Source organism: Nocardia cyriacigeorgica NBRC 100375 (assembly GCF_000308555.1).
Lineage (GTDB): Bacteria > Actinomycetota > Actinomycetes > Mycobacteriales > Mycobacteriaceae > Nocardia > Nocardia cyriacigeorgica.
The window spans coordinates 1-26,299 of sequence record NZ_BAFY01000032.1 but is presented as its reverse complement, the minus strand read 5'-3'; the positions used below and the strand labels follow the sequence as shown (position 1 = coordinate 26,299).

At 67.6% G+C, this 26,299-nt stretch carries 22 protein-coding genes and 4 tRNA genes; 10 read left to right on the top strand and 16 right to left on the bottom strand.

The window, feature by feature from the left end; all coding sequences use genetic code 11:
• Nucleotides 1-32: 32 nt before the first annotated feature.
• Both RJ05_RS03170 and RJ05_RS03165 read right to left on the bottom strand, forming a co-directional pair.
• The gene (locus RJ05_RS03170) at nt 33-500 is read right to left on the bottom strand and encodes a carboxymuconolactone decarboxylase family protein (RefSeq protein ID WP_036532903.1); all 468 of its coding nucleotides are present in this window, start codon (nt 498-500) and stop codon (nt 33-35) included.
• 89 nt (nt 501-589) lie between these two features.
• A complete protein-coding gene (locus RJ05_RS03165; RefSeq protein ID WP_036532902.1) occupies nt 590-1,468 on the bottom strand; it encodes an oxidoreductase in 879 nt (292 codons plus the stop codon).
• A gap of 161 nt (nt 1,469-1,629) precedes the next feature.
• On the opposite strand from RJ05_RS03165, the gene RJ05_RS03160 reads away from it, so the two are divergent.
• The gene (locus tag RJ05_RS03160; protein ID WP_051016160.1) at nt 1,630-3,270 is read left to right on the top strand and encodes a (2,3-dihydroxybenzoyl)adenylate synthase; all 1,641 of its coding nucleotides are present in this window, start codon (nt 1,630-1,632) and stop codon (nt 3,268-3,270) included.
• A gap of 66 nt (nt 3,271-3,336) precedes the next feature.
• On the opposite strand, the gene nbtS is transcribed toward RJ05_RS03160, so the two are convergent.
• Nucleotides 3,337-4,650, bottom strand: coding sequence for a nocobactin biosynthesis salicylate synthase NbtS (gene nbtS, locus RJ05_RS03155; protein WP_036532900.1), 1,314 nt, complete (start codon nt 4,648-4,650; stop codon nt 3,337-3,339).
• A gap of 173 nt (nt 4,651-4,823) precedes the next feature.
• On the opposite strand from nbtS, the gene RJ05_RS03150 reads away from it, so the two are divergent.
• The gene (locus RJ05_RS03150) at nt 4,824-7,277 is read left to right on the top strand and encodes a glycerol-3-phosphate 1-O-acyltransferase (RefSeq protein ID WP_051016158.1); all 2,454 of its coding nucleotides are present in this window, start codon (nt 4,824-4,826) and stop codon (nt 7,275-7,277) included.
• Nucleotides 7,277-8,752 (top strand): HAD-IB family hydrolase, encoded by a 1,476-nt coding sequence (locus RJ05_RS03145; protein ID WP_081597142.1) that lies wholly within the window; start codon nt 7,277-7,279, stop codon nt 8,750-8,752. The genes RJ05_RS03150 and RJ05_RS03145 overlap by 1 nt, the downstream gene beginning before the upstream one ends.
• A 139-nt stretch (nt 8,753-8,891) precedes the next feature.
• Here RJ05_RS03145 and RJ05_RS03140 read toward each other — a convergent pair whose 3' ends face one another.
• From RJ05_RS03140 to RJ05_RS03115, 6 genes are all read right to left on the bottom strand, one after another.
• Nucleotides 8,892-9,611, bottom strand: coding sequence for a polyprenol monophosphomannose synthase (locus tag RJ05_RS03140; protein ID WP_228784644.1), 720 nt, complete (start codon nt 9,609-9,611; stop codon nt 8,892-8,894).
• Between the two features lie 179 nt (nt 9,612-9,790).
• A complete protein-coding gene (locus RJ05_RS03135; RefSeq protein ID WP_036532895.1) occupies nt 9,791-9,973 on the bottom strand; it encodes a hypothetical protein in 183 nt (60 codons plus the stop codon).
• 102 nt (nt 9,974-10,075) lie between these two features.
• Nucleotides 10,076-10,149 (bottom strand) — tRNA-Phe (locus RJ05_RS03130).
• A gap of 58 nt (nt 10,150-10,207) precedes the next feature.
• A tRNA-Asp gene (locus RJ05_RS03125) sits at nt 10,208-10,281 on the bottom strand.
• A 28-nt stretch (nt 10,282-10,309) separates the two neighbouring features.
• Nucleotides 10,310-10,382: transfer RNA gene (locus RJ05_RS03120), tRNA-Glu, on the bottom strand.
• Between the two features lie 95 nt (nt 10,383-10,477).
• Nucleotides 10,478-11,143: a TetR family transcriptional regulator gene (locus RJ05_RS03115; RefSeq protein ID WP_036532894.1), complete on the bottom strand. Its 666-nt coding sequence runs from the start codon at nt 11,141-11,143 to the stop codon at nt 10,478-10,480.
• Nucleotides 11,144-11,910: 767 nt separating this feature from the next.
• On the opposite strand from RJ05_RS03115, the gene RJ05_RS03110 reads away from it, so the two are divergent.
• A tRNA-Lys gene (locus RJ05_RS03110) sits at nt 11,911-11,983 on the top strand.
• A gap of 488 nt (nt 11,984-12,471) precedes the next feature.
• The gene (locus RJ05_RS03105) at nt 12,472-13,443 is read left to right on the top strand and encodes an acyl-ACP desaturase (protein ID WP_036532892.1); all 972 of its coding nucleotides are present in this window, start codon (nt 12,472-12,474) and stop codon (nt 13,441-13,443) included.
• 76 nt (nt 13,444-13,519) lie between these two features.
• On the opposite strand, the gene RJ05_RS03100 is transcribed toward RJ05_RS03105, so the two are convergent.
• On the bottom strand, nt 13,520-14,134 hold the full coding sequence (locus RJ05_RS03100; protein ID WP_036532890.1) for a hypothetical protein: 615 nt from the start codon (nt 14,132-14,134) through the stop codon (nt 13,520-13,522).
• A gap of 192 nt (nt 14,135-14,326) precedes the next feature.
• On the opposite strand from RJ05_RS03100, the gene dusB reads away from it, so the two are divergent.
• The 3 genes from dusB (at nt 14,327) to phoU (ending at nt 18,920) form a co-directional block, all read left to right on the top strand.
• Nucleotides 14,327-15,472, top strand: coding sequence for a tRNA dihydrouridine synthase DusB (gene dusB, locus RJ05_RS03095; protein WP_036532888.1), 1,146 nt, complete (start codon nt 14,327-14,329; stop codon nt 15,470-15,472).
• A gap of 234 nt (nt 15,473-15,706) precedes the next feature.
• Nucleotides 15,707-18,169: an LCP family protein gene (locus RJ05_RS03090; RefSeq protein WP_036532886.1), complete on the top strand. Its 2,463-nt coding sequence runs from the start codon at nt 15,707-15,709 to the stop codon at nt 18,167-18,169.
• Between the two features lie 88 nt (nt 18,170-18,257).
• The gene (gene phoU / locus RJ05_RS03085; RefSeq protein ID WP_036532885.1) at nt 18,258-18,920 is read left to right on the top strand and encodes a phosphate signaling complex protein PhoU; all 663 of its coding nucleotides are present in this window, start codon (nt 18,258-18,260) and stop codon (nt 18,918-18,920) included.
• An 80-nt stretch (nt 18,921-19,000) separates the two neighbouring features.
• Here phoU and pstB read toward each other — a convergent pair whose 3' ends face one another.
• The 6 genes from pstB to RJ05_RS03055 all read right to left on the bottom strand — a co-directional run bounded on the left by pstB (nt 19,001) and on the right by RJ05_RS03055 (nt 24,961).
• The gene (pstB, locus tag RJ05_RS03080; RefSeq protein ID WP_036532883.1) at nt 19,001-19,777 is read right to left on the bottom strand and encodes a phosphate ABC transporter ATP-binding protein PstB; all 777 of its coding nucleotides are present in this window, start codon (nt 19,775-19,777) and stop codon (nt 19,001-19,003) included.
• A gap of 19 nt (nt 19,778-19,796) precedes the next feature.
• Nucleotides 19,797-20,702: a phosphate ABC transporter permease PstA gene (pstA, locus tag RJ05_RS03075; RefSeq protein ID WP_036532881.1), complete on the bottom strand. Its 906-nt coding sequence runs from the start codon at nt 20,700-20,702 to the stop codon at nt 19,797-19,799.
• On the bottom strand, nt 20,702-21,676 hold the full coding sequence (gene pstC, locus RJ05_RS03070; RefSeq protein WP_081597141.1) for a phosphate ABC transporter permease subunit PstC: 975 nt from the start codon (nt 21,674-21,676) through the stop codon (nt 20,702-20,704). Before pstC ends, pstA begins: the two co-directional genes overlap by 1 nt.
• A 91-nt stretch (nt 21,677-21,767) precedes the next feature.
• Entirely contained in the window at nt 21,768-22,877 is a 1,110-nt protein-coding gene (gene pstS, locus RJ05_RS03065) for a phosphate ABC transporter substrate-binding protein PstS (protein ID WP_036532876.1), read from the bottom strand.
• A 283-nt stretch (nt 22,878-23,160) separates the two neighbouring features.
• Nucleotides 23,161-24,081: a mycothiol synthase gene (gene mshD, locus RJ05_RS03060; RefSeq protein ID WP_373365049.1), complete on the bottom strand. Its 921-nt coding sequence runs from the start codon at nt 24,079-24,081 to the stop codon at nt 23,161-23,163.
• Nucleotides 24,082-24,196: 115 nt separating this feature from the next.
• Complete coding sequence (locus RJ05_RS03055; protein ID WP_036532874.1) at nt 24,197-24,961, bottom strand: winged helix-turn-helix transcriptional regulator; 765 nt, start codon at nt 24,959-24,961, stop codon at nt 24,197-24,199.
• Between the two features lie 148 nt (nt 24,962-25,109).
• Between RJ05_RS03055 and RJ05_RS03050 the strand changes: the two genes are divergently transcribed.
• Nucleotides 25,110-25,913, top strand: a complete 804-nt coding sequence (locus RJ05_RS03050; protein ID WP_036532872.1) for an LmeA family phospholipid-binding protein — start codon at nt 25,110-25,112, stop codon at nt 25,911-25,913.
• Nucleotides 25,910-26,299 (top strand): thioredoxin family protein (locus RJ05_RS03045; protein ID WP_036532905.1); only part of this gene is annotated, 390 nt, incomplete at its 3' end. The genes RJ05_RS03050 and RJ05_RS03045, both read left to right, overlap by 4 nt.

The following is a 26,299-nucleotide window of genomic DNA, read 5'->3' as shown; positions in this document are numbered from 1 at the left end:
GCCGCGAACACGCGACGCCGGAGGCGGCGCAATCAGAAACTGCCCGGGACGTAGCTGCCCGCGGGGGTGTGCGCGATGGCGTTCATCCGGTTCCACGCGTTGATCGCCGCGATGGCCGCGATGAGGCCGCCGATCTGGTTGTCGTCGTAGTACTTACGCACCAGTTCCCAGGTCTGGTCGCTGACGCCGCCGCCGTCGGCGACGCGGGTGGCCTCTTCGGTGAGCGCGAGTGCGGCGCGCTCCTCCTCGGTGAACACGGTGGCCTCGCGCCAGGCCGCCACCAGGTTGATGCGGGTGGGGTTTTCACCGGCGTGCGCGGCGTCTTTGGTGTGCATGTCGACGCAGAAGCTGCAGCCGTTGATCTGACTGGCGCGGATCTTGACCAGTTCGTGGGTGGCCGGCGCCAAGCCGGAGTCGTCGACGACCTTGCCCGCGGTCACCAGTCGCTTGGCAAAGCTGGCGGTGACCGGGTTGGCGTAGAGGTTCAGACGCGGTTCCATTGTCGGTGCCCTTTCGGTGAATTCGTTGGCTTCACCGAGATGACGACGCGGCACCGGGCAGGTGTGACATCAAGCGATCGTGAGCTGGGTCACACCGAGAAGTCGTAGCGCACCCCGGTCAACTTTTCCGACAGTTCCCACAGGCCACGGGCGGTTTCCTGGTCCTTGGAGCGCTTGCTCGAGCCCACCCGGCCCGGGTGCCCGCGCATTCCGCGAAAGCCCTTGGGGCCGTAGTAGCCACCGGGTTCGACGTCGGCGGTGGCGGCGTACAGCTCGGTCAGCGCACCCATCTCGGCGCTCTGCGCGAACAATCGATTGCCCAGCGACATCACCACGTCTTGGATCGACTCGGTGTGCGACTGGAGTTCGGTGGCCGCGTATCCGGGATGGGCGGCCACCGACAGCTTCGACCAGCCGGCCGCGGTCAGCCTGCGTTGCAGTTCGTAGGCGAACAGCAGGTTGGCCAGCTTGGCCTGCCCGTAGGCCTGCCAGCGGCGATACTTGCGGCGCTGCCAATTGAGGTCGTCGAGGTCGATGACGCCCAGGTTGTGCATATCGCTCGACACCGTGACGACGCGATCGGAGATGCGCCCGAGCAGCAGGCCGGTGAGCGCGAAATGACCGAGATGATTTGTCCCGATCTGCATTTCGAAGCCGTCGGCGGTGCGTGCGTACGGCACGGCCATCACCCCGGCGTTGTTGACGAGCACATCGACCCGGTCGACGGAGTCGGCGAATTCGCGCACCGAGGACAGGTCGGCGAGATCGAGCCTGCGCACCTCGGCGAGCGACCCGATCCGATCGGCGACCGCCTTGCCCTTGTCGACATTGCGGCAGGCGAGCACCACCCGCGCACCCGCGCCGGCCAGGGCGCGCGCGGCCACGGCGCCGAGCCCGCTGTTGGCGCCGGTGACGATGAAGGTCCGGCCCTGCTGATCGGGGATGTCGGAGACGCTCCAGCCAGTCATGCGGCGAGTCTAGCGACCGGCCGCCATTCTCGCGGGCCGCGAAGTCCGCGGTCCGTCGTCACGACCACACAGCCTGAGATAGGGTTGCCTTACCTACATAACTGAACCAGATTCGCGCACACGTATACCCCGATTCCGCCGATTCCGTTTGTGAGGCAGACGTGAGTTCCACATCCACCGCATCCGGCACCCATCGCGACGGCTACGTGCCGTTTTCCGAGGCAGACGCCGAGCAGTACCGCGCCGCGGGATACTGGTCCGGGCGCACTTTGCCGAGCCTGTTGCGCGATACCGCCGAGCGCTATCCGGACCGGACCGCGCTGATCGGCGAGCACCCGCTCACCTACGCCGAACTCGACGCCGAAGCCGACCGGATGGCGCACGGCCTGCTCGCGCTCGGCCTGGCGCCAGGCGATCGGGTGGTGGTCCAGCTACCCAACGTCCCCGAATTCCTGACCGTGCTGTTCGGCGTCCTACGTGCGGGCATCATCCCGGTGCTCACGCTGCCCGCGCATCGTCGCGCCGAGATCGAACACCTGGCCACCCTGTCCGGCGCCGTCGCGTACCTGATCGCGGATCGGGCAGGCGATTTCGACTACCGCGAACTGGCCGCCACCGTCCGCGGGAACGTCCCGAGCCTGCGGCATGTGCTCGTACTCGGCGAACCCGGCGAGTTCACCGCCTTGGATTCGATTCCGGCGCTTGGCGATACCCGCGCGGCCGGTGGCGCGAGCCTGCCCGGGATCGATGCCTCCGATATCGCGCTGATGCTCGTCTCCGGTGGCACCACCGGCTTGCCGAAGTTGATCGCCCGCACGCACGACGATTACGTCTACAACGCCACCGCGAGCGCACAGGTCTGCGAACTCACCGAAGACGACGTCTACCTGGCGACCCTGCCCGCCGCGCACAACTTCCCGCTGGCCTGCCCCGGCATCCTCGGCACCGTCAGCGTGGGCGGCGCGGTCGGGTTCGTCGCCGATCCGAGCCCCGAGAACGCCTTCGCGATCATCGACAGCCATCGGGTGACCGTGACCGCGGTGGTGCCGCCGCTGGCCCAGCTGTGGTGCGCGGCCGTGGAATGGGAAGAGCCCGATCTGAGTTCGCTGCGCCTGCTCCAGGTGGGCGGGGCCAAGCTGGCCGAGGTCAACGCCCGCGAAGTCGCCCCCGCACTGGGCGTGACGTTGCAGCAGGTGTTCGGCATGGCCGAGGGCCTGCTGAACTACACCCGCCTCGACGACTCCGATGAGCTGATCTGCACCACCCAGGGCCGCCCGCTCTCACCCGCCGACATCGTCCGCGTGGTCGACGCCGAAGGCAACGACGTGGCACCGGGTGAGGAGGGCGAGCTGCTCACCAAGGGCCCGTACACGATTCGCGGCTACTATCGCGCCCCCGAGCACAATGCCCGCGCCTTCACTCCCGACGGCTTCTACCGCAGCGGTGATCTGGTGCGCACGCTGCCCAGCGGACACCTGGTGGTCTCCGGCCGGATCAAGGACGTGATCAACCGCGGCGGCGAGAACATCTCCTGCGATGAACTGGAGGAGCATCTGCTGGCCCACCCGGCGGTGCGGCATGCCGCCGCCGTCGGACTGCCCGACCCGAGCCTCGGCGAGAAGGTGTGCGCGGTCCTCGTGGTGAGTGGGCAGATGCCGACCCTGGTGGAGATCAAGACCTTCCTCACCGAGCGCGGCCTGGCCACCTACAAGCTGCCCGATGTGCTGCGTCAGGCCGAGAGCCTGCCGGTCACCGCGGTCGGCAAGATCGATAAGAAGGCCTTGCAAGCCGCCGAAGGCTAGAACGCCCTGCTCGACGCCGAAGGCCGCGCGGTGTGCTCCACAACCGCACGGCCTTCGGCGAATTCGCTATGCCTTGACGACGTAGGGCGCGATGCTGCCGAGCTTCTCGCAGGTCTCCTCGAACTCCCGCTCGGGCCGCGACTGGCCGACGACACCCGCCCCGGCACGCAGCCACGCGCCCTCGGTGGTCTGATACACCGCACGCAACACCAGCGTGGCCTCCAGCGCACCGGTGGGCGATACCGTCACCACCGCACCGGAATACAGCCCGCGCGGATCGTGGTCGAGCCGGAACACCGAGTCGACGCCGGCCCGCTTGGGGATACCGGAGGCGGTCACCGACGGGAACAGCACCTCGAGCGCGTCCCAGCTGGACCGGTCCGCGGCCAGCCGCCCGCGCACGGTGGAGGCCAGATGCTGCACGCTGCCGCGCTCGCGCACCGCCATGAAATCCGAGACGGCCGGCGTACCCGGGTCGGCCACCGCGGCGATCTCGGCGAAGGAGGTCTGCACCGAGATCGCGTGCTCGACGATCTCCTTGGGGTCGGCCAGCAGGTCGGCGCGGGCGGCCAGGTCGATCTGATCGCCGAGGCCGAAGGCCCTGGTGCCGGCGAGCGGCTCGGTGGTGACGACCCGGTCCTCGTCGACGGAGGCGACCAATTCGGGACTGAATCCGGCCGCCTCGAGTCCGCCCAATCGCAGCAGGAACGACCGCGCCGGAGTGTTGTTGGCCCGGCCGAGCCGGTAGGTGGCCGCAACGTCGACGGCGAAGGGCAGATCGACCTTCCGCGACAGGATGACCTTCTGGTACCGGCCCGCGTTGATCTCGGCGATCGCCTCGGCGACCCGGCCCTGGTACCCGGTGGGATCGACCCGGATATCGACCGGATGCGGCACCGGCAGTTCCAGGCCTTGTGAGCCGGCGATCAGGTCATGGATGACGTCGGTCTCGGCGTCGGTGGCGCCGCTGATCCGCACGCCGGCCTCACCGACCACGACCTCGATCCGCGGAATCATCAGATGCACCAGCGAGGTTCGCGGGCGCAGATGCGCGGTGGCGCCCAGCGACCAGGCACAGAATTCGAATCCGATCCAGCCGTAGGCGTTGCGCCCATCCAGCGGCAGCGTGCCGAGCGCACGGTCGACGACGGCGGCCGGGCTGCCCTCCCACCCGCTGACGGTGGTCTCGCCGTTCCAGCTGACCCGCAGTTCCTCCACGTCCAGCTCGACGCCGCCGATCGGGTCCGCGGCGAACACCCACTCCCCCGGGCGTTCGTACATGACGAACTCGCCGAACCGATCATCGGCCGCCAGCCGGGACATCGCTGCCGCCGGATCGGTCACATACTCAACGCGCGAGCGCTCGTCCGTGGTCGACAACGATCCTCCAAGGTAATGCTGACCTAACTTCGCGAGGTAAGGTTAGCATTACCTGCACCCGGCGATACTGCGCCCGCCCACCGCAGGGAAGAGACTCTCGGTCCGGAGTTCCTGCGCGGATCCCGCTGGCGGGCTTGAATAGAGGGATCGTCGTTTCAGTGGAGGGACCACACATGATCGATCGCGGCGGCGCACCGGCGCGCAGCTCGGATGAGCCGGCCATCGGCTCGGTGGTCGCACTGGTCGAGGCGAGCTCACGGGTGGAACGCGAACTGATCGGCGCCTGGCTGGCCGACGGCGGCCTCGCCGCCGAGCTGGGCACCGACGCACCCGTCACCCAGATAGACCTCGACGCCGACGCCATCGCCGATCGATTGACCGGCCGCACCGACGATCCGCTGGTGGTTCCGGTCCGGGTGCTGTGGCTACCGCCCGAACGCGAGGGCGTGCGCCGCACCACCTTCGCCGACCTGGCCACGCTCACCAATCCGCGCAAGCCGCACCGGCTGGCCCAGCGCAGACTGGTGCGCCGCGACCCGGACCGCCATGTCGTGCTCACCGGCAGGCCCGCCCGGCTCGGCGAGCTGCGCGCGAACAACCCCGAGGCGGCGGCACCGGATATCGCGGGCACCTCGGAGCCGTTCGCGCGCGCGATCCTGCGTGCCGGCGTGCTCGCGCTGGAACGCGCCGAACGCACCGTCATCGGCGATCGCTACAAGGTGCCGCGGTTGGTGGCCGAGGAGATCCTCGATTCGCCGGATTTCCTGCGCAGGCTCGATCTCAGCGCCGACCGGATCGGCGCGAGCAGGCACGAGGTGTACCGCAGGGCCGAGAAGGCGTTGCGTGAGCTGGTCGCCGCGCAGAGCAGGCTGGTCTCGGATCTGTTCACCCAGGCCATGCGGCCGGTGCACGCCTCGACCTGGAAGGTGGACTGCGACGAATCCGGCCTCGACGCCCTGCGCGACCTCAACCGCCGCTACCCGCTGGTGTTCCTGCCCTCGCATCGCTCGTACGTCGACGCCTTCGTCCTCGGCGATGTGCTGGCCCGCAACGATTTCCCGCCCAACCATGTCATCGGCGGGGCCAACCTGCGGTTCTGGCCGATGGGCCCGATCGCCCGGCGCACCGGCACGATCTTCATCCGGCGCAGCTTCGGCGACGACGAGGTCTACAAGGCCGTCGTCGAAGAGTACTTCGGCTACCTGCTGGCCAAACGGTTCAACCTGGAGTGGTATTTCGAGGGCGGACGCACCCGAACCGGCAAACTGCGCCCACCGCGCTACGGCCTGCTCAACTATCTGGCCGCCGCGGTGCGGTGGAACCGCATCGACGACGTGATGCTGGTACCGGTATCGATCACCTACGAGCGGCTCAACGAGCTCGGCGCCATCGCCAGCGAACAATCCGGCGGCACGAAGAAACCCGAGGGCCTGGCCTGGCTGGCCAGATATGTGCGCAGCCAGCAACATTCGGCCGGCCATGTCTACGTGCGGTTCGGCGCACCGCTGTCGGCCAGGCAGCGGCTGGCCGCGCACGGCGATCCGCTCACCGCGCCGCCGCTGTCGATTCCGCTGCATCGCGCCGATGGCTCCGCCCCACCCATCATCGACGCCGGCGACGAGGTGGGCGAGCTGGAACGCAAAGCGGTGCAGCGGCTGGCGTTCGAGATCGCCGTCGGGATCAACGAGGTCACCCCGATCACCGTCAACGCGCTGGCCACCCTCGCCCTGCTCGGCGTCCACGAACGCGCACTCACCCTGCGCGAGGTGCGCGATCTGCTGGCGCCGGTGCTCGACTACATCGAACGGCGCGATCTGCCACGCGGTGAGGTCGCGGCGCTGCGCGATGAGCAGAGCCTCGAGGTGGTGCTCGAGCAGCTGTCGCTGGCCAAGGTGGTCACCGTGTACCGCGGTGGGCTCGAACCGGTGTATTCCATCGAATCCGGGGCGTATCTGGAGGCGGCGTTCTATCGCAACAGCGCCGTGCACTGGTTCGTCAACCGGGCCATCGTGGAACTGTCGATCCTGGCGGCGGTCGACAAGGCCACTCAGGACCTCGACGACGGCGTCGACACCGATCCGCTGCGCACCGGCTGGGAGGAGGCCTTCCGGCTGCGCGACCTGCTCAAATTCGAGTTCTTCTTCCCCGAACGCAACGAGTTCTCCGAGCAGCTGACCGCCGAGATGCTGCTCATCGACCCGGACTGGAACAACCGAACCAGAGACACCCTGAGCGTGGAGATCCTGGCCCAGCTCACCGCCTCCGGCTTCATGATGGCCCACCGGGTGCTGCGCTCGTTCTTCGACGCCCAGCTGGTGGTGGCCGAGCGGCTGGCCGACCGCGGCGGCGCGGCGATCGAGGACCGCAAACAGTTCATCGACGAATGTGTCGCGGTGGGTAAGCAGATGCTGTTGCAGCAGCGGCTGCACAGCCCGGAATCGGTCTCGACCGAATTGTTCACCAGCGCACTCAAACTGGCTGCGAACTACGATCTGGTCGAGCCCGACGATGCCGCAGAGTTGGCCGTTCGTCGTGCGGAATTCGCCGAACGGCTACGCGTCATCGGCATCCGGATCGCGCGCGCCGCAGCACTCGATCCGTCCAATCTCCCGGTCTCGGAGCGATAGTGGGCAGCGAAGAACGGATGGACGCGCTGGAACTGGATGCCGCGCATTCCGATATCGACTCGGTGGTGCAGGCGATCTGGGTCGGACCGCAGGGGCCGGGCGTCGCGGCGGTGTTCGAGCTGGGCGGGGTCGTGGTCGGTGGCTTCGACTCCGCGCCGCCGCGTCGTCTGTTGTCCCGCCGCGATGATGACCGCGACGAGCAGATGGCCCGCGTGCTGCTCGACGGTATCCGCGCTCATCCGGACGACGCATCGCACGGCCGGTTCCTCGACAGCGCTGGCCGGGTGCTGGCCGGATCGGCCGAAACCGACCTCGACGAGATCGGTACCCGGCTGTTCAAACGCACCCTCTACGGGTTCATCCATCCGGAAGCCTGGCAGCTGATCCGAACTCATCGAGCAGCCGGGCACACCGTGGTCCTGGTCTCCTCCGGCCCCCGATTCGCCCTCGAACCGGTCGCGGCCGCACTCGGCATCGAGCACACCCTCTGCACGCGGATGGCCACCGAGGATGGTGCGCTGACCGGATTTCCCGAAGGCCGGACGCTCTGGCGCTCGGGCAAGGCGGAGGCGATCCGCGAGTTCGCCGCCACGTCCGGTATCGAACTGCGCGACAGCTTCGCCTATGTCGCGAGCGGCACCGATCTGCCCGTCCTGTCGTCGGTCGGGTTCCCGATCGCGGTGAACCCCGATCCGGCGCTGGCGGTCACCTGCGCCGAGAAGGATTGGCCCGCGCTCACCTTTCGCGCGCGCCGACCGGCCCGTCCCGTCGACATCGCACGCACTGTCGCGGGCTTCGCCGCACTGATCGCCGGTGCTATCAGCGGTGTACTGGTGAAGTCCTACACCCGCGACCGCAGGAGGATGGCCGACGCCCTGATGAAATTCGGCACCGGCGCCACCCTGCGCGCCACCGGAGTGCGGTTGCGGGTGAGCGGCGCGCACAATGCCCGTTCGCCGCGGCCCGCGGTATTCGTCTTCAATCATCAGAGCCAGTACGACGTGATCATCGTCCCGGCCGTGCTCGGCGGCGGGGTCACCGGCATCGGGAAAAAGGAACTGACCAAGAACCCGGTGTTCGGCCCGTTGATGCGGTTCGTCGGCGTCACCTTCATCGACCGCACCGACACCGCTCGCGCGAAGGCGTCGCTGGAACCTGTGGTGCACACGTTGCGCGACGGGCTGTCCATCGCGGTGGCGCCGGAGGGGACCCGCTCCTTCACACCCGAGGTCGGCCTGTTCAAGAAGGGGGCCTTCCATATCGCGATCCAGGCGGGGGTGCCGGTGATTCCGGTGGTGATCCGCAATGCGGCCGAGGTGTCGTGGCGCGATTCGATGGTCGTGCGGCCCGGCGTGGTGGATGTGGCGGTGCTGGAGCCGATCGACGTCAGCGGGTGGGATCCGGCGAATATGCACGACGATGTCGAGCGGGTGCGTCAGCTGTTCATCGATACGCTGCTCGACTGGCCGGAGTAGGCCGGACCGGAACAGCCGCGGCCGGGCGAATCCTGCTCGAACCCCCACTGTGCCCGGCCGCACAAACGAACACGGCCCGCATCCTCGCGTGGGATGCGGGCCGTTGGCTCTACTCGGGCTTCGCTCTACTCGGGCGGTGTCAGACCGCGCGGCCGAAGAGCAGCTTCCACGGCATGAGCGCCGATTCCAGCTGCACCTTGAGGCTCATCTTGGAGGCGCCGAGGGTGCGTTCCTCGAAGCGAATGGGCACCTCGGCGATGGTGATGCCCTTCTTGACGGTGCGGTAGTTCATCTCGACCTGGAACGAGTAGCCGTTGCTGCGGATCGAGGCGACGTCGATGGCACGCAGGGTGTCGGCCTTCCATGCCTTGAAGCCTGCGGTGGCGTCCTTGACGCCCAGGCGCAGGATCAGGTTCACGTAGAAGTTCGCCCAGGCCGAGAGCGCCTTGCGGTACCACTTCCATTCCTCGGCGGTGGAGCCGCCGGGCACGTAGCGCGAGCCGAGCACGACACCGGCGTCGGTGCCGGTCAGTTTCTCCAGCATGGCCGGGATGACTTCGGCGGGGTGGGACAGGTCGGCGTCCATCTGGATCACCACGTCGGCGCCTTCGTCGAGGGCGCGGGTGATGCCTGCGATGTAGGCGCGGCCGAGGCCGTCCTTTTCGGTGCGGTGCAGCACGCCCACGACGTTGGGGAGTTCGGCGGCGAGTTTGTCGGCGACCTCTCCGGTTCCGTCCGGCGAGTTGTCGTCCACGACGAGCACGTGCAGGTCGGCCACCGGTAGCGCGGTCAGCCGTTCCACCGCAACGGGCAGATTTTCGCGCTCGTTGTAGGTCGGCACAACAACGGTAACCCTCAAGGGTCGCCCTCCCTGCTCACCTGGTCGCGCCCGGGAACCCGTACGCAGGCCGCGAGCGATCGTCTGATTTCTCGTGAACGGTAGCTGATCCGCCTCCCCGCGAATTCAGCGCACCAGGCCCACACTCTGCCATCTCACCGCGCCGGACGCACATCCGGTGATCTTGCGAACACTGTCGTTCACTCTCCGTCGCGCCACCGCCGGTCCCGCGCATCCTCGGCCGCGTTGCGTTCCCGCACGATCTCCAGCGCCCGCTCCGCCGTGGCCTGGTCCGGAAACGGCCCGAGCCGATCCGCGAACCAACACCGTTTCCCCTGCTCGGCCCGCTTGTGCTTGAGGCAGTAGTACCAGGAATCAGCCATACCCCCAGCTTCCCACCGAGCCGAACGGACAACACGGGAATTGAGCTGGAACCCCGGACACAAAAAATCCCCCTGGCCAGGTTCGCGCCAGGGGGGGTCGAGTGGCCAGGGCCGGGATCGAACCGGCGACCTTCCGCTTTTCAGGCGGACGCTCGTACCAACTGAGCTACCTGGCCGCAGGCACCCGAACGGAATGCCATACGTGAAACGCCGGATTTCTCCGGCGTTTACTTGCGACCCTGACGGGACTCGAACCCGCGACCTCCGCCGTGACAGGGCGGCGCGCTAACCAACTGCGCCACAGGGCCTTGCACTACTACTACGATCCGAAGATCGTACCCCCTACGGGATTCGAACCCGCGCTACCGCCTTGAAAGGGCGGCGTCCTAGGCCGCTAGACGAAGGGGGCTCGTCCCGGATTTCTCCGGACCGGCTTTACAACGGCTGTCCGTTGGGAGCTCGCATAGCTTATGACAAGGTTGCGAGGTTTCCCAAACCGGCTGGTCAGAGCGCTAAACCGAGCTCTTCCAGACGGGCGCCCGCGCGCCAGCCGTCGCGGCGGAATCGTTCCACCCATTCCGGGGTGGACATCGACTCGATCACCACCTCGAGCGCCTCCTGGAAGCGGGCCCGCAGATCGACCCCGTTGCCGAACAGGTCGATGAAGTAGCGCTGGCCGGCCAGCGCGGCCGCGAGGGTGCGAGCGAAGCGATCGGGGTCCGCGTCGGCGCGCAGCTGCCCCTGTTCGATGGCGCGCACGGCGAGCGCACGGGTGGCGCGCGCGATGATGCGGCCGCCACCGTTGGGGACCTCGCGATAGAAGTCGGGCTCGATGATGAGCCGGAATTCGGCCTGCACGATGATGTCGTGCTCGAGCCGCAGGGCGATCTCGTCGAGCATGCCGTGCATGACGTCGAGCGGACCGAGATCGGTGCGGGCCAGCCAGCGATCGGCCGAGAACCGGTACCGATCGAGTGCGGTGTCGAGAACCGCTCGGGCCAGGTCTTCCTTGGAATCGAAATGGAAGTACATGGCGCCCTTGGTGGCTCGCGATCCTTCCAGTATGCGATTGAGCGATGCGGCGGCGTAGCCGCTCTTGCCGAACTCAACGGCGGCGGACCTGATTATCGCCGCACGTGTCCGGCGGGCCCGCTCTTGCTGCCGTGCCATCTTCGAAACGCCTCCGAAGCCTTGTGGAGCCCAAGGGGTTCCACCCCGGCGGGCTCCTTCGCTGCCAAAGCGAGCCCGAATGGAAACAGGCCATTGGCGCGAATTTATGAGTTTTATCAACACTTACAACAGGGTTTTCGCCCCGGATACAAACTTTTGGTACGAAAACTAGGCGAGAAACCCGAAACACACCGACTGGTATAATTTTCCTGCCCGGGTGCGCCGCAGGGGGTGCGCATCCGGGCCTTTTCGTCGTCGCGCTTTCCGTCGTCCCCGATTTGCCTCCTGGCGGCGTCAACTCATGGGAAGCCCCGAATTCACCGATTCGCCACGGTACCCGGAATTGTCACCCGACACGCGGCAAACCGTAAGAGTGAGGTTGCCGGACGGGCCGATACCGGCCGCAGCTAACATCACGCAACAACTAGGATGGACCGGCGGATACCGAATCGGCAAGCGACACAGCGTCGTTGAGAATTCGGCTACCGTGTTCCGTACCCGGAATCCACTACACCCGCCACCGCCGCAGACATCGACCGCCCAGCGTGCGCGGGTATCCAAACTCCTTGGTATGCAACATGTTTGAATGATATCGCGCCGCCGCGACCGCAGCCAAGGCCACCCTTTCCCGCCCCCGCAAGCCCCCGTGACACCCGTCACCGCGGCCGGCCCCACCGCCTCCCCCGCGCCGCACCGCCCGGCCGCGACGACTCACCACCGGCCCCGGTTACGGGAAATCGCGCCTGCCTATTACACTTGCCAACCGCGCCCCTATAGCTCAGTTGGTAGAGCTACGGACTTTTAATCCGCAGGTCCCAGGTTCGAGCCCTGGTGGGGGCACCGCTCGGGCGCCCGGTTCAGCATCGGGCGCCCGAGGTGTTTGCAGGGGTGAATCCCTACCGCGCCACCCGGTTCCGCGCTGACGGGCACCCCCGCTCGGCACCGAAGCCGGGTGGGCAGAGCAGCGTCCACGCCGGCGTGGGGCAGGATCCGGGGCCGCCGTGGGGCAGAAATGGGGCACAGTAGGCCGCGTCCGTGCGGGCGGAGCTCGCCGTCGCCCGCTCCGACTGAGTGATACCGCACAAGATCACCTGGTCCGCTAACGCCGGGTCGGGCCGCGGCGATAGACCCCTCGCTGCGGGACGAAGTCCTACACTCGCCAGTAGTTGCCGAGCGCCAATGACGGCGTATGACGTCCATCACCCCCACAATTCCGTGGCTGGATGCGTTTCGCATCACACCTACGGTGCCGTAAGGTATGGCCGCATCGGCAACGGTCAAACCTGAGGGGGGCGACCCGCAAGACCGCATAGATGAAGGGCTGATACATGGCAAGGGATCTGACTCAACTCGAGCTGCTGACGGAGTTGGAGCCGGTTGCCGAAGAGAACGTCAACCGGCACCTGTCCCTGGCAAAGGAATGGCATCCGCACGACTACGTCCCGTGGGACGACGGCCGCAATTTCGCCGCACTCGGTGGGGTCGATTGGAATCCGGAACAGTCGAAGCTGAGCGAAGTCGCCAAGGCTGCGATGATCACCAACCTACTCACCGAGGACAACCTGCCCTCGTACCACCGTGAGATCGCGGAGAACTTCTCCCAGGACGGCGCGTGGGGCACCTGGGTCGGCCGCTGGACCGCCGAGGAGAATCGCCACGGCATCGTGATGCGCGATTACCTCGTGGTCACCCGCGGCGTCGACCCGGTCGCGCTCGAAGAGGCGCGCATGATCCACATGACCAACGGCTTCGCCTCCCCCGCCGAGGCCGACGCCGGCTTCCTGCACTCGGTCGCGTACGTGACGTTCCAGGAACTCGCCACCCGCGTCTCGCACCGCAACACCGGCAAGGTCTGCGACGACCCGATCGCCGACCGCATGCTGCAGCGCGTCGCCGCCGACGAGAACCTGCACATGATCTTCTACCGCAACATGTGCGGCGCGGCCCTCGACCTGGCGCCCGACCAGACGCTCGAGGCCATCACGCTGATCCTGGAGAACTTCCAGATGCCCGGTGCGGGCATGCCCAACTTCCGCCGCAACGGCGTGTTGATGGCCAAGCACGGCATCTACGACCTGCGCCAGCACCTCGAGGACGTCGTCGAGCCGGTGCTGAAGAAGTGGAACATCTTCGACCGCACCGACTTCACCCCGCGCGGCGAGGCCGTCCGCGAACGTCTCGGTAACTTCCTGGAGAAGCTGGGCAAGGATGTCGTGAAGTTCGAGGAGCAGCGCGACCGGATGCTGGCCCGCGAGGCCGCCAAGCGCGAACGCGAACTGGCGAGCTCCGCCGCGAGCTGATCCGCGAGCCGTCACAGTTACGACGAGCGCCGCCGTCCGAACCGGACGGCGGCGCTCGTGTGTTCAGGGGTTCGCGCTACTTCATCGGCAGCGCACCGTCGACCCCACCCACGTCGGTGATCTTCCAGCCGGAGTTCTCATCGACGGTCACGCTGTAGCTGACGGTGGTCTGCGCGCCTTCCGGAGTCTGGGCGTTGGTGGAGTTCACGTTGACGAACACGCTCACCTGATAGATGCCGTTCTGCTCCGAGGTCACCTTCGCGGTGATCGGCGACGCGGTGGAAGTCCACTTCAGCGGCACCAGGATGCGCTCGAGCTTGGGCGCGGTGCTGTCGAATTTGCCTGCCAGCTGATCGGTGGTGCCCGCCTTGAGCTTGCCCACCCAGCCGTTGATGTCCTGGTAGTTCACCGTCGCCGCGCCGACGGCGTAGTCGGTGGCGACCTGTTCGGCGCGGGCCGCGGCCGCATCGCGGGCCGCCCGGTCGGCGACGTCGCCACGGGCGGACCACCACAGCGCGGCGAACACCACCACGGCGACCGCGAGCGCGCCGATGACGGCGCCGCGGACGATGGTGGAGACCTGCACCGAAACGGTTCCGGGCCGGTTGTCGGCGGGCGTCGGCGTGTTCGGAGCCGAGGCGGCTTCCCTGTCGATGGTCGCGGTGGTGCCGCTTCCGGAGTGCTCGGTCATTGATCCTCTTTCGATCGCATACCGCATCGCGCAAACTCCCCGGCGGCGATGCCTTGCGAACACCAGGCTAACGACTTGGTCACAAGTACCTCGAACCGAGGGTCACATACACCATCCGACCGGCCGAATGGGGTGTGAGCCGATCGTCGCGGTGAGCAGTGGCGCACGGATGAGACACTGGAGGGCGTGACGATGACGACGAGCGAACTGAGCACCGGGCTGCGGATCGGGCCGTATCCGGTCGATCCGGCGGTGGTGCTCGCGCCGATGGCCGGAATCACGAATCTGGCGTTCCGTAAACTCTGCCGCGAATTCGGCAGCCCCACCTCGATCTATGTCTGCGAGATGATCACCGCGCGGGCGGTGGTGGAACGCAATGAGAAGACCCTGCACATGATGTCGTTCGACGAGGACGAACATCCGCGGTCGATGCAGCTCTACGGCGTGGACCCGGCGACGCTCGGCGAGGCCGTTCGCATCATCGTCGGCGAGGGCTGGGCCGATCACATCGACCTCAATCTCGGCTGCCCGGTGCCGAAGGTCACCCGGCTCGGAGGCGGCGCCGCGCTGCCGTACAAGCGGGCACTGTTCTCCCATATCGTGCGCGCGATGGTGGCCGGGGCCGAACCGGCCGGTGTCCCGGTGACGGTGAAGTTCCGCATCGGCATCGACGACGACCACATCACCTACCTCGATGCGGGCCGGATCGCGGAGGCCGAGGGAGCCGCTGCCGTCGCCTTGCACGCACGCACGGCCGCTCAGCGCTACTCCGGACAGGCCGACTGGTCGGCGATCGCCCGGCTCAAAGAAGCCGTGACCACGATCCCGGTGCTGGGCAACGGCGATATCTTCTCCGCCGACGACGCCGTGCGGATGATGAACGAGACCGGCTGCGACGGTGTCGTGGTCGGGCGCGGATGCCTCGGCCGGCCGTGGCTGTTCGCCGAACTGCAGGCCGCGCTGCGCGGCGAGCCGCTGCCCGAACCACCGAACCTCGGCCGTGTCGGCGAGGTGCTGTACCGGCACGGCGCGCTGCTGGCCGAACACCTCGGCGAGGACAAGGCCATGCGTGACCTGCGCAAACATATGGCCTGGTACCTGATGGGCTTCCCGGTCGGCGCCGATCTGCGCCGGTCCTTCGCCACGGTGTCGAGCCTGGTGCAGCTCGAGGACCTCATCGGCCAACTCGACCCCACCGTGCCGTTCCCGCGCGACGCCGAGGGGCCGCGCGGTCGTCAGGGCTCGCCGGGCAAGGTGGCGCTGCCGCACGGCTGGCTCGACGATCCCGACGATCCCGCCGTCCCCGCGGGCGCCGACGTGATGCACAGCGGCGGCTGATCGGCCCGGCGGCGCCTCAGCGGGCAACCGTTCAGCATTCGCTTCGGCATATGACGTTTCGGCCGAGTCGGGCTCTCGTCGGGTGGCCGACCGTGGCGGAATCGTTATCATTGCGGAATCACTTCGGTCGGCCGGAGGCGGCGACAACAGCGCGACGCCCGGCCGAACAGCGGTAAGACTGGAACACAGCAGTCGGGCCGGGCACTGAGGCAGAACGAAAAGCGAGGTTCGTTGGTGGGTGACGATCGGCACGGGCATTCGCCACGGCCCGGAGGTCGCGCCCCGTGGGAGCGGTATCCTGCGGCGGGTTCCCCCGAACGGGACGGCTCCGACACGCCCCGCAGAGCCCGCCACGCCGACCCCGCGGACGCCGAGTCCACCGCGATCTCGGTGCAGGACCTGGTCAACCGGGTCGACAGCGAACGCATCGGCAGGCGCCGATCGGCCGATCCCGGTGAGCCGCAAGGCCGCCCGGCGCCGCCGGCGCAGCCGCAACGTCCCGACACCGCCTCTCGTCAGCCGATGCCGCCCGCGCAACGGCCCGCTCCGGGAGCGCGGCAGTCCAGGCCGGCCCAGCCGACGCCAACGGCCCAGCCGCCCCAGCGTCGCGCCGAGCCGAGCCGGCACCCGGCCACCCCACCCCAGCCCGACGACAGCAGGCACCCGGTCCAGCGCCGGGGCGAACCGACCCAGCGCCGCGCCGTCGATCCCACGGCTGCCGATATCGCGCGCCGACCCGCCGAACCTCCGCGCCATCCCGCCGAAGCACCGCGTCGCGGCCGGGAGACCGGCGCGACGCGGCGTCAGCCCGAGAGCGCACGGCGGCCAGGCGATCCGGAAGCCGGGCCCGCTCACCAGGACCAGACAAGGCGTCCGCAAGGCGCAGGCGCCACTGGTTCGGGAGCAATCGCACCCGGTTCCGGCCGAGGTCGGCAATCCGACAGCACACCCGGCCGCAAAGCGGGCAAGACCGGCGCGTCACCGGTGGTTCAGGACATCGCCGGCGCCGCGGATGCCGCCGCGCGGCGAAGCCAGGAGCCGCCCGAAGTCGTCACCGACGTCATCGCACCGGTCGAGGAGACCGAGCGGCCGCGCAAGTCACGCGGCAAATCCGGGGACTGGCCGACCACCGACACCGCCACCCCGGAAGCCGTCGGCGCGCCCCGGCGGACCCGGCTGGCGGAGAGCAAACGACGCAAACATCGCCGTGCACGGGTGGCCGGACGGGCCGCGCTGGCCATCTCGGCCGCCGTCGCACTGCTGATCACCGGCGGCGGCTGGAGTTATCTGCGCGCCAGCGGCAACAGCTTCAACCAGGTATCCGCACTCGGTGACAACTCCGAAGACGTCATCGACGGCAACGCCCAGCTCGGCGACGAGAACTATCTGATCGTCGGCACCGACACCCGCGCGGGCGCCAACGGCAAATTGGGGGCCGGGACGATCGAGGACGCCGAGGGCGCCCGTGCCGACACAGTGCTGTTGGTGCACGTTCCGAAGAACCGGCAGCGCGTTGTGGTGGTGTCGTTCCCCCGCGACCTCGACGTCAGCCGGCCCGAATGCGAGGGCTGGGACAACGCGAAGAGCGACTACACCGAGGAAACCTTCCCGGCATTCATCGGCGACAAACTCAACGCGGTCTACGCGCTCGGCGGCCCCCGCTGCCTGGTCTCGACCATCCAGCGGCTGACCGGCAGCACCATCAACCACTTCATCGGCATCGATTTCGCCGGCTTCGAGGCCATGGTCGACCAGGTCGGCGGCGTCCAGGTCTGCACCAACGAGCCGCTGATCGATGGCGAACTGGGCACCGTGCTGGAGAAGGCGGGCAAGCAGACCATCAACGGCGCGACCGCACTGAACTATGTGCGTGCTCGCAAGGTCTACGGCGAGATCCGCGGCGACTACGACCGCATCAACCGCCAGCAGAAGTTCCTGGCGTCGCTGCTGCGCACCGCGTTGTCCAGCAAGGTCCTGCTCGACCTCGGCAAGCTCAACGGCTTCATCAAGGCTTTCACGCAGGCGACGTTCGTGGACAAGGTCAAGCCCGACGACCTGCTGACCCTCGGCCGGTCGCTGGCCGATGTGAACGCTGGGGCGGTCACCTTCTTGACCATCCCCACCTCGGGCACCAACTCCTACGGCAACGAGATCCCCCGCGAATCCGACATCAAGGCCATCTTCAAGGCGATCCGCGACGACCGTCCGCTGCCCGGTGAGAAGCCCGGCGCGGCCGCACCCACCCCGCCCGACCCGGCCCCGGCTCCGCCGCCCGCTTACGTCGCGGTCGATCCGAGCACCGTCTCGCTCCAGGTGTCCAACGGCTCAGGGATCAAGGGCCAGGCGAGCACCGTGGCCAACAAGCTCAACAATGTCGGCTTCCCGATCTACAACACCGGCAACTACGACGGTGGCACCTCGGAAAACACCATCGTGCGTTACGCGACCGGCTTCGAGGCCGAAGCCGCCACCGTCGCCAGCGCCATCCCCGGTGCGACCATGGCCGCCGCCGACACCGATGATCTCGGCAGCATCATCGAGGTCGTGCTCGGCTCCGACTTCCAGGGCGTGGTCAGCGAACCGACCGCGGTAGGCGCGGAGATCACCGGCATCGAAGCCGCACCGTCGAGCACGACACAGACGGCACTACCGGAAGATCTCGAGCACATCAACGCCGCCGACGACCTCTGTGCCTGATCCGGCCTGACGTCCGCGCCTGACGCGGCCCCGGCATTTCACCCGCTGTTCGTGACTTGGACAGCGCCGCGAACTAGTGTCAGTTTTCATGCGTGTCATCTACAACGAGCAAATGGCCGGTCTCGCTCAACTCCTGGGCGAGATGGCCGGTCTCGCGGGTTCGGCCATGGACCGGGCCACCCAGTCGCTGCTCCAGGCCGACCTGTCGTTGGCCGAACAGGTGATCAGCGAATACGACCGGATCTCGGAGATGATCTCCGACGTCGAAGAGCGCACCTTCGCGCTGCTGGCGTTGCAGGCGCCGGTCGCCGGCGATCTGCGCCAGGTCGTGAGCGCCATCCAGATCGTCAACGACGTCAACCGGATGGGCGCGCTGGCCCTGCATGTGGCCAAGGTGACCCGCAGGCGCCATCCGAACCACGCGGTCCCGGAGTCGGTCAACGGCTACTTCGCCGAGATGGGCCGGATCGCGGTCAGCATGGGTGAGAGCGCCAAGGAAGTGCTCGAGACCCGCGACCCGGAGCGTGCGGCCCTGCTCAACCAGCAGGACGACGCGATGGACGATCTGCATCGCCACCTGTTCACCCTGCTGATGGACCGCGACTGGAAGTACGGCGTGGCCGCGGCCGTGGATGTCACGCTGCTCGGCCGCTACTACGAGCGCTTCGCCGACCACGCCGTCGAGATCGGCCGCCGGGTGATCTTCCTGGTCACCGGCGAACTGCCGCCCGACGACGACGCCGAGGCATAAGGACGAACGGAAAAGGCCCGCGGATCACGCGGGCCTTTTCCGTATGGACGCGAGCCGGGCGGTACCCGGCGCTCGCACTGTTATCCGAAGCGACCCGAGATGTAGTCCTCGGTCTGCTTCTGCGACGGGTTGGAGAAGATCTTCTCGGTGTCGTCGATCTCGATCAGCTTGCCGGGCTTGCCCTGCGCCTCGAGGTTGAAGAAGCCGGTCTGGTCGCTCACCCGCGCGGCCTGCTGCATGTTGTGGGTGACGATGACGATGGTGAATTCCTTCTTCAGTTCGGTGATCAGGTCCTCGATCGCCAGGGTGGAGATCGGGTCCAGCGCCGAACACGGCTCGTCCATCAGCAGCACATCGGGCGAGACCGCGATGGCGCGGGCGATGCACAGACGCTGCTGCTGACCACCGGACAGGCCGCCGCCCGGCTTGTCGAGGCGGTCCTTGACCTCGTTCCACAGGTTGGCTCCGCGCAGCGAGCGCTCGGCGACCTCGTCGAGCTCGGCCTTGTTGCGCACGCCCTGCAGCTTCAGCCCGGCCACCACGTTGTCGCGGATCGACATGGTGGGGAACGGGTTCGGGCGCTGGAAGACCATGCCGATGGTGCGGCGCACCCCGACCGGGTCGATCTGTGAGCCGTAGATGTCCTCACCGTCGAGCAGCACCGCGCCCTCGACGCGGGCGCTCGGGGTGACCTCGTGCATCCGGTTCAGCGAACGCAGCACGGTGGACTTACCGCAACCCGACGGTCCGATGAAGGCGGTGACGCTGCGCGGCAGCACGGTCAGGGATACGTCGGCCACGGCGTGGAATTTGCCGTAGTAGATGTTCAGGTCTTTGATATCGATCCGCTTGGCCATCGTGGGTATCCGTTCGCTTCTATCGGTTCCGCGTGAGCAGTTTGTTGACCGCGGCAGCGGCCAGATACAGCAGCGCGATCATCAGGATCAGGGTCAGCGCCGCGCCCCACACCCGCAGCCGGCCCGCCGGTTCCGGGTTCGCCAGCTCTTGGTAGATCAGCAGCGGCAGCGAGGCCATGTTGCCGTCGAAGACATTGAAGTTGATCGACTTGCTGTAGCCGACCAGCACCAGCACCGGCGCGGTCTCACCCATGACGCGGGCGAGGGCGAGCAGGATGCCGCTGATCATGCCGGGCAGCGCGGTGGGAATGACGATGCGCGCGATGGTCTTCCACTTCGGCACACCGAGCGCGTAGGACGCCTCACGCAGTTCGTCGGGGACGAGCTTGAGCATTTCCTCGGTGCTGCGCACCACCACCGGCAGCATCAGCAGCACCAATGCCAGCGAGACCGCGAACGCGCTCTGCGGGAAGCCCATGGTGGCGATCCACAGCGCGAAGATGAACAGCGCCGCGACGATCGAGGGCACACCCGCGAGGATGTCGACCATGAAGGTGGTCACCTTGGCCAGCCGGCCGCGGCCGTATTCGACCAGGTAGATCGCGGCCATGATGCCGAGCGGTACCGCGATGATCGCGGCCACCGCGGACTGCACGATGGTGCCGTAGATCGCGTGGTACACACCGCCGGCGGTCTGGTCGGGCAGGACGCCCTTCTGCGAATTGGTCCACCATTCCGGGGCAACGATCGCCTCGATGCCCTTGCTGATCACCATCCACAGCACCCAGACCAGCGGGATCAGCGCGATGGCGAAGCACAGCGTGATCAGGCCGGTGGCGATGTTGTTGCGGATCCGGCGGCCGGTGCTGACATGCCGGAAGGTCGGCGCCTTGACCGGTTTGTCGAGCGTCGTGGTCGTAGTCATCAGGAGTTGACCTTTCCGCCGGACGCCAGCCGGGCCAGCGCGTTGACCACGAAGGTCAGGGCGAACAGCACGAAGCCTGCCGCGATGTAGGCGCCGGTGGGCAGCGCGGAGCTGAACTCCGCGGCCGAGGCGGCGATCCGGGAGGCGAAGGTGTAGCCGCCGTCGAACAGCGACCAGTTGCCGGCCTGGGCCGCGGTGCGCAGCACGATGAGCACCGCGATGGTCTCACCGAGCGCGCGGCCGAGGCCGAGCATGGATCCGGCGATCACACCGCTGCGCCCGTAGGGCAGCACCGTCATCCGCACGACTTCCCACTTGGTCGCGCCGAGCGCTTGCGCGGCTTCGATATGCGACACCGGCGTCAGCGCGAACACCTCACGTGAGACCGAGGTGATGATGGGCAGGATCATCACCGCGAGGATCACGCCCGCGGTGAAGATCGTGCCGCCACCGGAGATCGAGACGTTGCCCTCGGCGAACAGGAAGAACCAGCCCAGCTGCTCGTTGAGGAAACGCTGGACCGGTTCGATCTGGGGTGCGAGGACCAGAAAGCCCCACAGGCCGAACACGATCGAAGGCACCGCGGCCAGCAGATCGATCAGCATCGCGAACGGCTTGGCCATCCGGGTGGGCGCGTAATGGGTGAGGAACAGCGCGATGCCGACGCCGATCGGCACCGCGACGACCAGGGCGAAGATCGAGCTCAGCACCGTGACCATGAACAGGTCGCGAATACCGAACCGCAGGTGATCGGCGTTCGTGGTGGAGAACTCGGCGCTGGTGAAGAAGTTGGCCTCGTTGGCCATGACCGAGGGAACCGCGCGAATCAACAGGAACAGCGCGATCAGCGCGATGGCGCCGACGATCGTCGCGCCCGCTGCCGTGGCCAGCGACCGGAAGATCGTTTCGGCTCGCTGACTGTGGGGCTGTCGTCCCTTGACAGTCGGTGTCTCGGGCTTGGGTTCGCTCGACATAGGCGCAGTATCTCCAGCCGCCTGCCGGCTCGTCGACTCCGACGAACCGGCAGGGGCCACCTCAGGGTGCACGGTCATGGCTGGCTGACGATCAGGAGATGGCGTTGATCGCGGCGGTCAGCTTGGTCTTGAACTGGTCGGGGATCGGAATGTACCCGGCCTCTTCCAGTCCTTCCTGACCGTTGGTGACGGCCGAGGTCAGGAACGCCTTGACGGCGGTGGCGACATTGTCGTCGGCGTAATCGGAGCACACGATCTCGTAGGTCGCCATCACGATCGGGTAGGCGCCGGCCTGGGTGGGCTTGTAGAACGAGGAGGTGTCCAGGGCCAGGTCGTTGCCCTCGCCCTTGATCTTCGCGCCGTCGATGGCCTTACCGGCCGACTCGGCCGACAGGGTCACCGGCTCCGGGCTCGCCGAGGTGATGACCTTGGCGATGGACAGGCCCTGGGCCTTGGCGAAGGACCACTCGTTGTAGGTGATGGAGTTCTTGGTGCTCTTCACCGCGGCCGAGGTGCCCTCGTTGCCCTTGGAGCCTTCACCGACGCCGCCGGCGAAGACCTTGCCCGCGCCCTTGCCCCAGGCGCCGTCGGAGGCGGCGTCGAGGTAGAGCTGGAAGTTGTCGGTGGTGCCGGACTCGTCACTGCGGAAGATCACCGCGATCGGCTCGGCGGGCAGCGCGGCGTTCGGGTTCAGCGCCTTGATCTCGGGGGCGTCCCAGGTCTTGATGGTGCCGTTGAAGATCTTGGCGGCGGTCGGGCCGTCCAGCACGAGGTCGGTCACGCCGTCGATGTTGTAGGTGATGGCGATGGGGCCGAAGACGGTGGGCAGGTTCCAGGCCGGGGAGGCGCAGCGTTCCTGTGCCTTGGCGGGCTCGTCCTTCTTCGCGCTCAGCGGCGAGTCGGAGCCACCGAAATCGGTCTGGCCGCCGATGAATTCGCTGACACCCGCGCCGGAGCCGCTGGAGGTGTAGTTGAGCGTCTGGCCGTCGCAGTTCGCCTCGTAGGCCGCAGTGAAGCGTTCCATGGCGTTCTTCTGCGAGGAGGCGCCGCTGGCCTTCAGCGATTCCTTACCACCGCAGGCGACGTTGGTGTTCGCCTCGGTCCCACCGGCCGTGGTGTTGTCGTCGCTGCCACATCCGGCGAGCGTCATGGCACCGGCGGCCAGCACACCGACGAGTGCGCTGCTGCGCTTGAACTTCACAATTCCTCCGCATGTTGCGTAACTACTCGCCCGGCCCCTCACCGGCCCGGGCGGGTGATGTGGTGCGGTTCGCGGGGAACTTGCGCACCAGGCAGCGCGTGCTGCCCACAAGTAACCTAGATTCGTCCGGTTGACAGTTGGACCAGGCTGAGTGAACGGAAAGTGAACAGCCCGGCGATAACGGCGCTGACCGGTGTGACATTTGCCCCACATTTACTCGAACTCCCCGAATCGTCCGATTACCGTTCAGTTGGGTTGGGCGCTCGTGTCCGGTTCGCCCGGATTACCGATTTCCGCTCCCGCCGGCCGCATAGGCGGCATCGACATGGGCGACGGCGAAGCCGAGCCGGGTGTAGGTGTGCACCGCGGCGGCGTTGTCGGCCTCGGTGTACAACAGCACCGCACCCAGCCCGCGATCGCGTAGGTAGTGCAGTCCGGCGAGGGTCAGCAGGCGACCGAGGCCGCGGCCCTGCGCGGCCGGATCGATCCCGACCACGTACACCTCGCCCAGCGGCGGATCGAGCTCGGTGTGCACCTTGGTCCAGTGAAACCCGAGCAGCCGTCCGGGATCGCCGGCGTCCACCGCGAGGAACAGCCCCGCCGGGTCGAACCACGGCTCGTCGCGGCGCACCGCGATCTCGCGTTCGGTCCAGCCACCCTGCTCCGGATGCCAGGCGAAGGCGGCGTTGTTGACCCGCAGCAGTTCGGCGTCGTCGTCGGGACCGGCATAGGTGCGCAGCAGAATGCCCTGCGGCACGGCCAGTTCCGGTAGCTCCCCGGTAGCCAGATCACGCCGCATCTGCCACAGCTCGCGCGCGATCGTCAGCCCGAGCCGCCCCGATACCGCCCGCGCCGCGGGCAGATTGCCGTGCGCCCACACCCGTGCGCCGGCGCCGCCGGCCTCCAGTGCCGCGGCCACCAGTTCGGTGCCGTAACCGATGCCGCGAGCGGCGGGATCGACGGCGACCTCGGCCATGGCCGGATGCTCACCGTGCGCGGGCACCAGATTCGCGTAGCCGATAACCGTCTCGTCGCGCAGACCCAGCAGGTGCCGGGCGGTATCCGGCTCGCGCAGCGACAGCACGGCCTGTTCGGAGATGGGAGCGACGCCGTCGGCCGCACCCGCCCGTTCCAGCAGCGCACGCACCTGCTCGGCCGATCCGGCGTCGAGCCGGTCGCTCCAGCGCATCGTCATGTCGCTCACTCGCATACCACCCATCCACTGCGTCGTCGGAGATACCGGGGTCGCGCTACCGCCAATTTAGCGGCAAAGCGGACAATTCCCACCGTTGGTGAGCGGTTCGTTATCTAACGTGCCGTTATTGAGCGGTACCGTTTACCGGTGCCAGCGGAGTGCCATCCGAACCATCGGCCTCTTCCTCGGCGAAGGCCGGTGCCTCCCCCTTGGCGTTGGAACGCGCGGGCCGCACCGCCTTGTATCCGACATTACGGACGGTGCCGATCAGCGACTCGTACTCACTGCCGAGCTTGGCCCGCAGCCGCCGCACATGCACGTCGACGGTGCGGGTGCCGCCGAAGAAGTCATAGCCCCACACCTCCTGCAACAGCTGGGCGCGGGTGAACACCCGGCCCGCGTGCTGGGCCAGATACTTCAGCAGCTCGAATTCCTTATAGGTGAGGTCGAGCGGGCGACCGCGCAGGCGAGCGGTATAGGTGCCCTCGTCGATCACCAGTTCACCGAGGGTGATCTTGCCGGTGCTCTCCGGGCTGGCAACGCCGCCGTTGCGGCCGACCAGCAGCCGCAGCCTGGCATCGAGTTCGGCCGGACCGGTGCCGGGCAGCAGGATGTCGTCCAGCCCCCAGTCGGCATTGACGGCGACCAGGCCGCCCTCGGTCAGCACCGCCACCACCGGCACCGAGGAACCGGTGCTGCCGAGCAGACGGCACAGCCCGCGGGCGGCCGCGAGATCGGTGCGTGCGTCAACCAGCGCCACATCGGCGGTACCGGCCTCGAGCAGCGAAGCCACCTCGGTCGGGGCGGGCCGGACGGTGTGCGCCAGCAGCGCGAGCGAGGGCAGCACCGATTCCGGGTTGGGGTCGGACGTGAGCAGGAGCAGCTCCACAAGCACTCCTCCCATTTCGTAGCTACGCGAAAGCCCGGCATCGTCGCCGCGTGCCACGTCGCTGGTCACAGGTGATCGGATGCAAGATTAGCGCGTATGCGCCGATGAGCTTGTCATCCGGGTGAGCGCTCCGGTTACTGTTCATTCCATGCGCAAGCTGATTATCGGGCTGCTGTGTCTCGCGGGACTGGCGGTGGTCATCGATTTCGGCGCCGCAGCGTATTCGGAGTACCGCGTGTCCCGCTCCCTGCGCGAAGGCGCCGATCTCAGCGCCGACCCCGAAGTGACCTTCCACGGTTTCCCCTTCCTGCGTCAGGCGTTCAACGGCCGCTACGACAACATCCAGATCACCGCACGCAGCATGCGTCCGGACATCCCCGGTGAGATCGCCGTCGAGGCGACGCTGACCGGGATGCAGCTGCCGCTGGGCGACCTGGTCGACGGCCGGGTGCGCAGCGTGCCGGTCGACCGCGTCGACGTGCGGATGCGGGTGGAGCCGGTGGAGCTCGGCCGCCTCTTCGGCATCCCCGACCTGCAGGTTCACTCCCGACCGGCCGATAAGTCCGACGGCACCGGCGGCTCGGGCGGATCCGGCATGACGACCGCCGGAGCCCTGGTGCTGACCGGCACCCTGCCCAAGGCGCCCGCCGGGCAGTTCGGCGCGAAGATCGCCGGCGAACGAGTCAGCGTGCAGGCCGATCTGCTGCTGGACGGTGACCAGATCCGCGTCATCGCGACGGGCTTCTACCGCGGCCCCGAAGACACCTCCAGCGTGGTGGTGCCCGAGGACGAGGCTCCCGCGGTGCTGGCCCGGTTCACCCGTACCATCGATACGAAGGAACTTCCGTTCGGCATCCGGCCCACCGAGGTCTACGCGCTCGGCGGCCAGATCGTCGTCGAGGGCCAGGGTGAGAACGTGACGATCGATCTCGACAGATTGCGGCGACAATGATCGAAATCACAATTCTGCTGGTGATGCTGCTGGCCGGCCTCGCGGTCGGGCTGTACCTGCGCCGCCGCGAGGGCACCGTCCGCCCGGCCACGCTCGACAAGGACACCGACGAGCGGGCCGAACTGCTGGCCGCCGCGGGCATCACCGGATCCGGTCCGGCCGTGCTGCATTTCTCCGCCGAATGGTGCGGCCCGTGCACGGCGGTGCGTCGCGTAGTCGCCGGTGTCACCGAGGATTTGGCCGATTCACCGCAGCCGCCGCGCGATATCGAGGTCGATATCGATGCCGATCCGACCCTCGCCAAGGCGCTCAATGTGATGTCGCTGCCCACCACCTTCGTCTTCGATGCCGAAGGCCGCGAACGCTTCCGGATCTCCGGTGTCCCG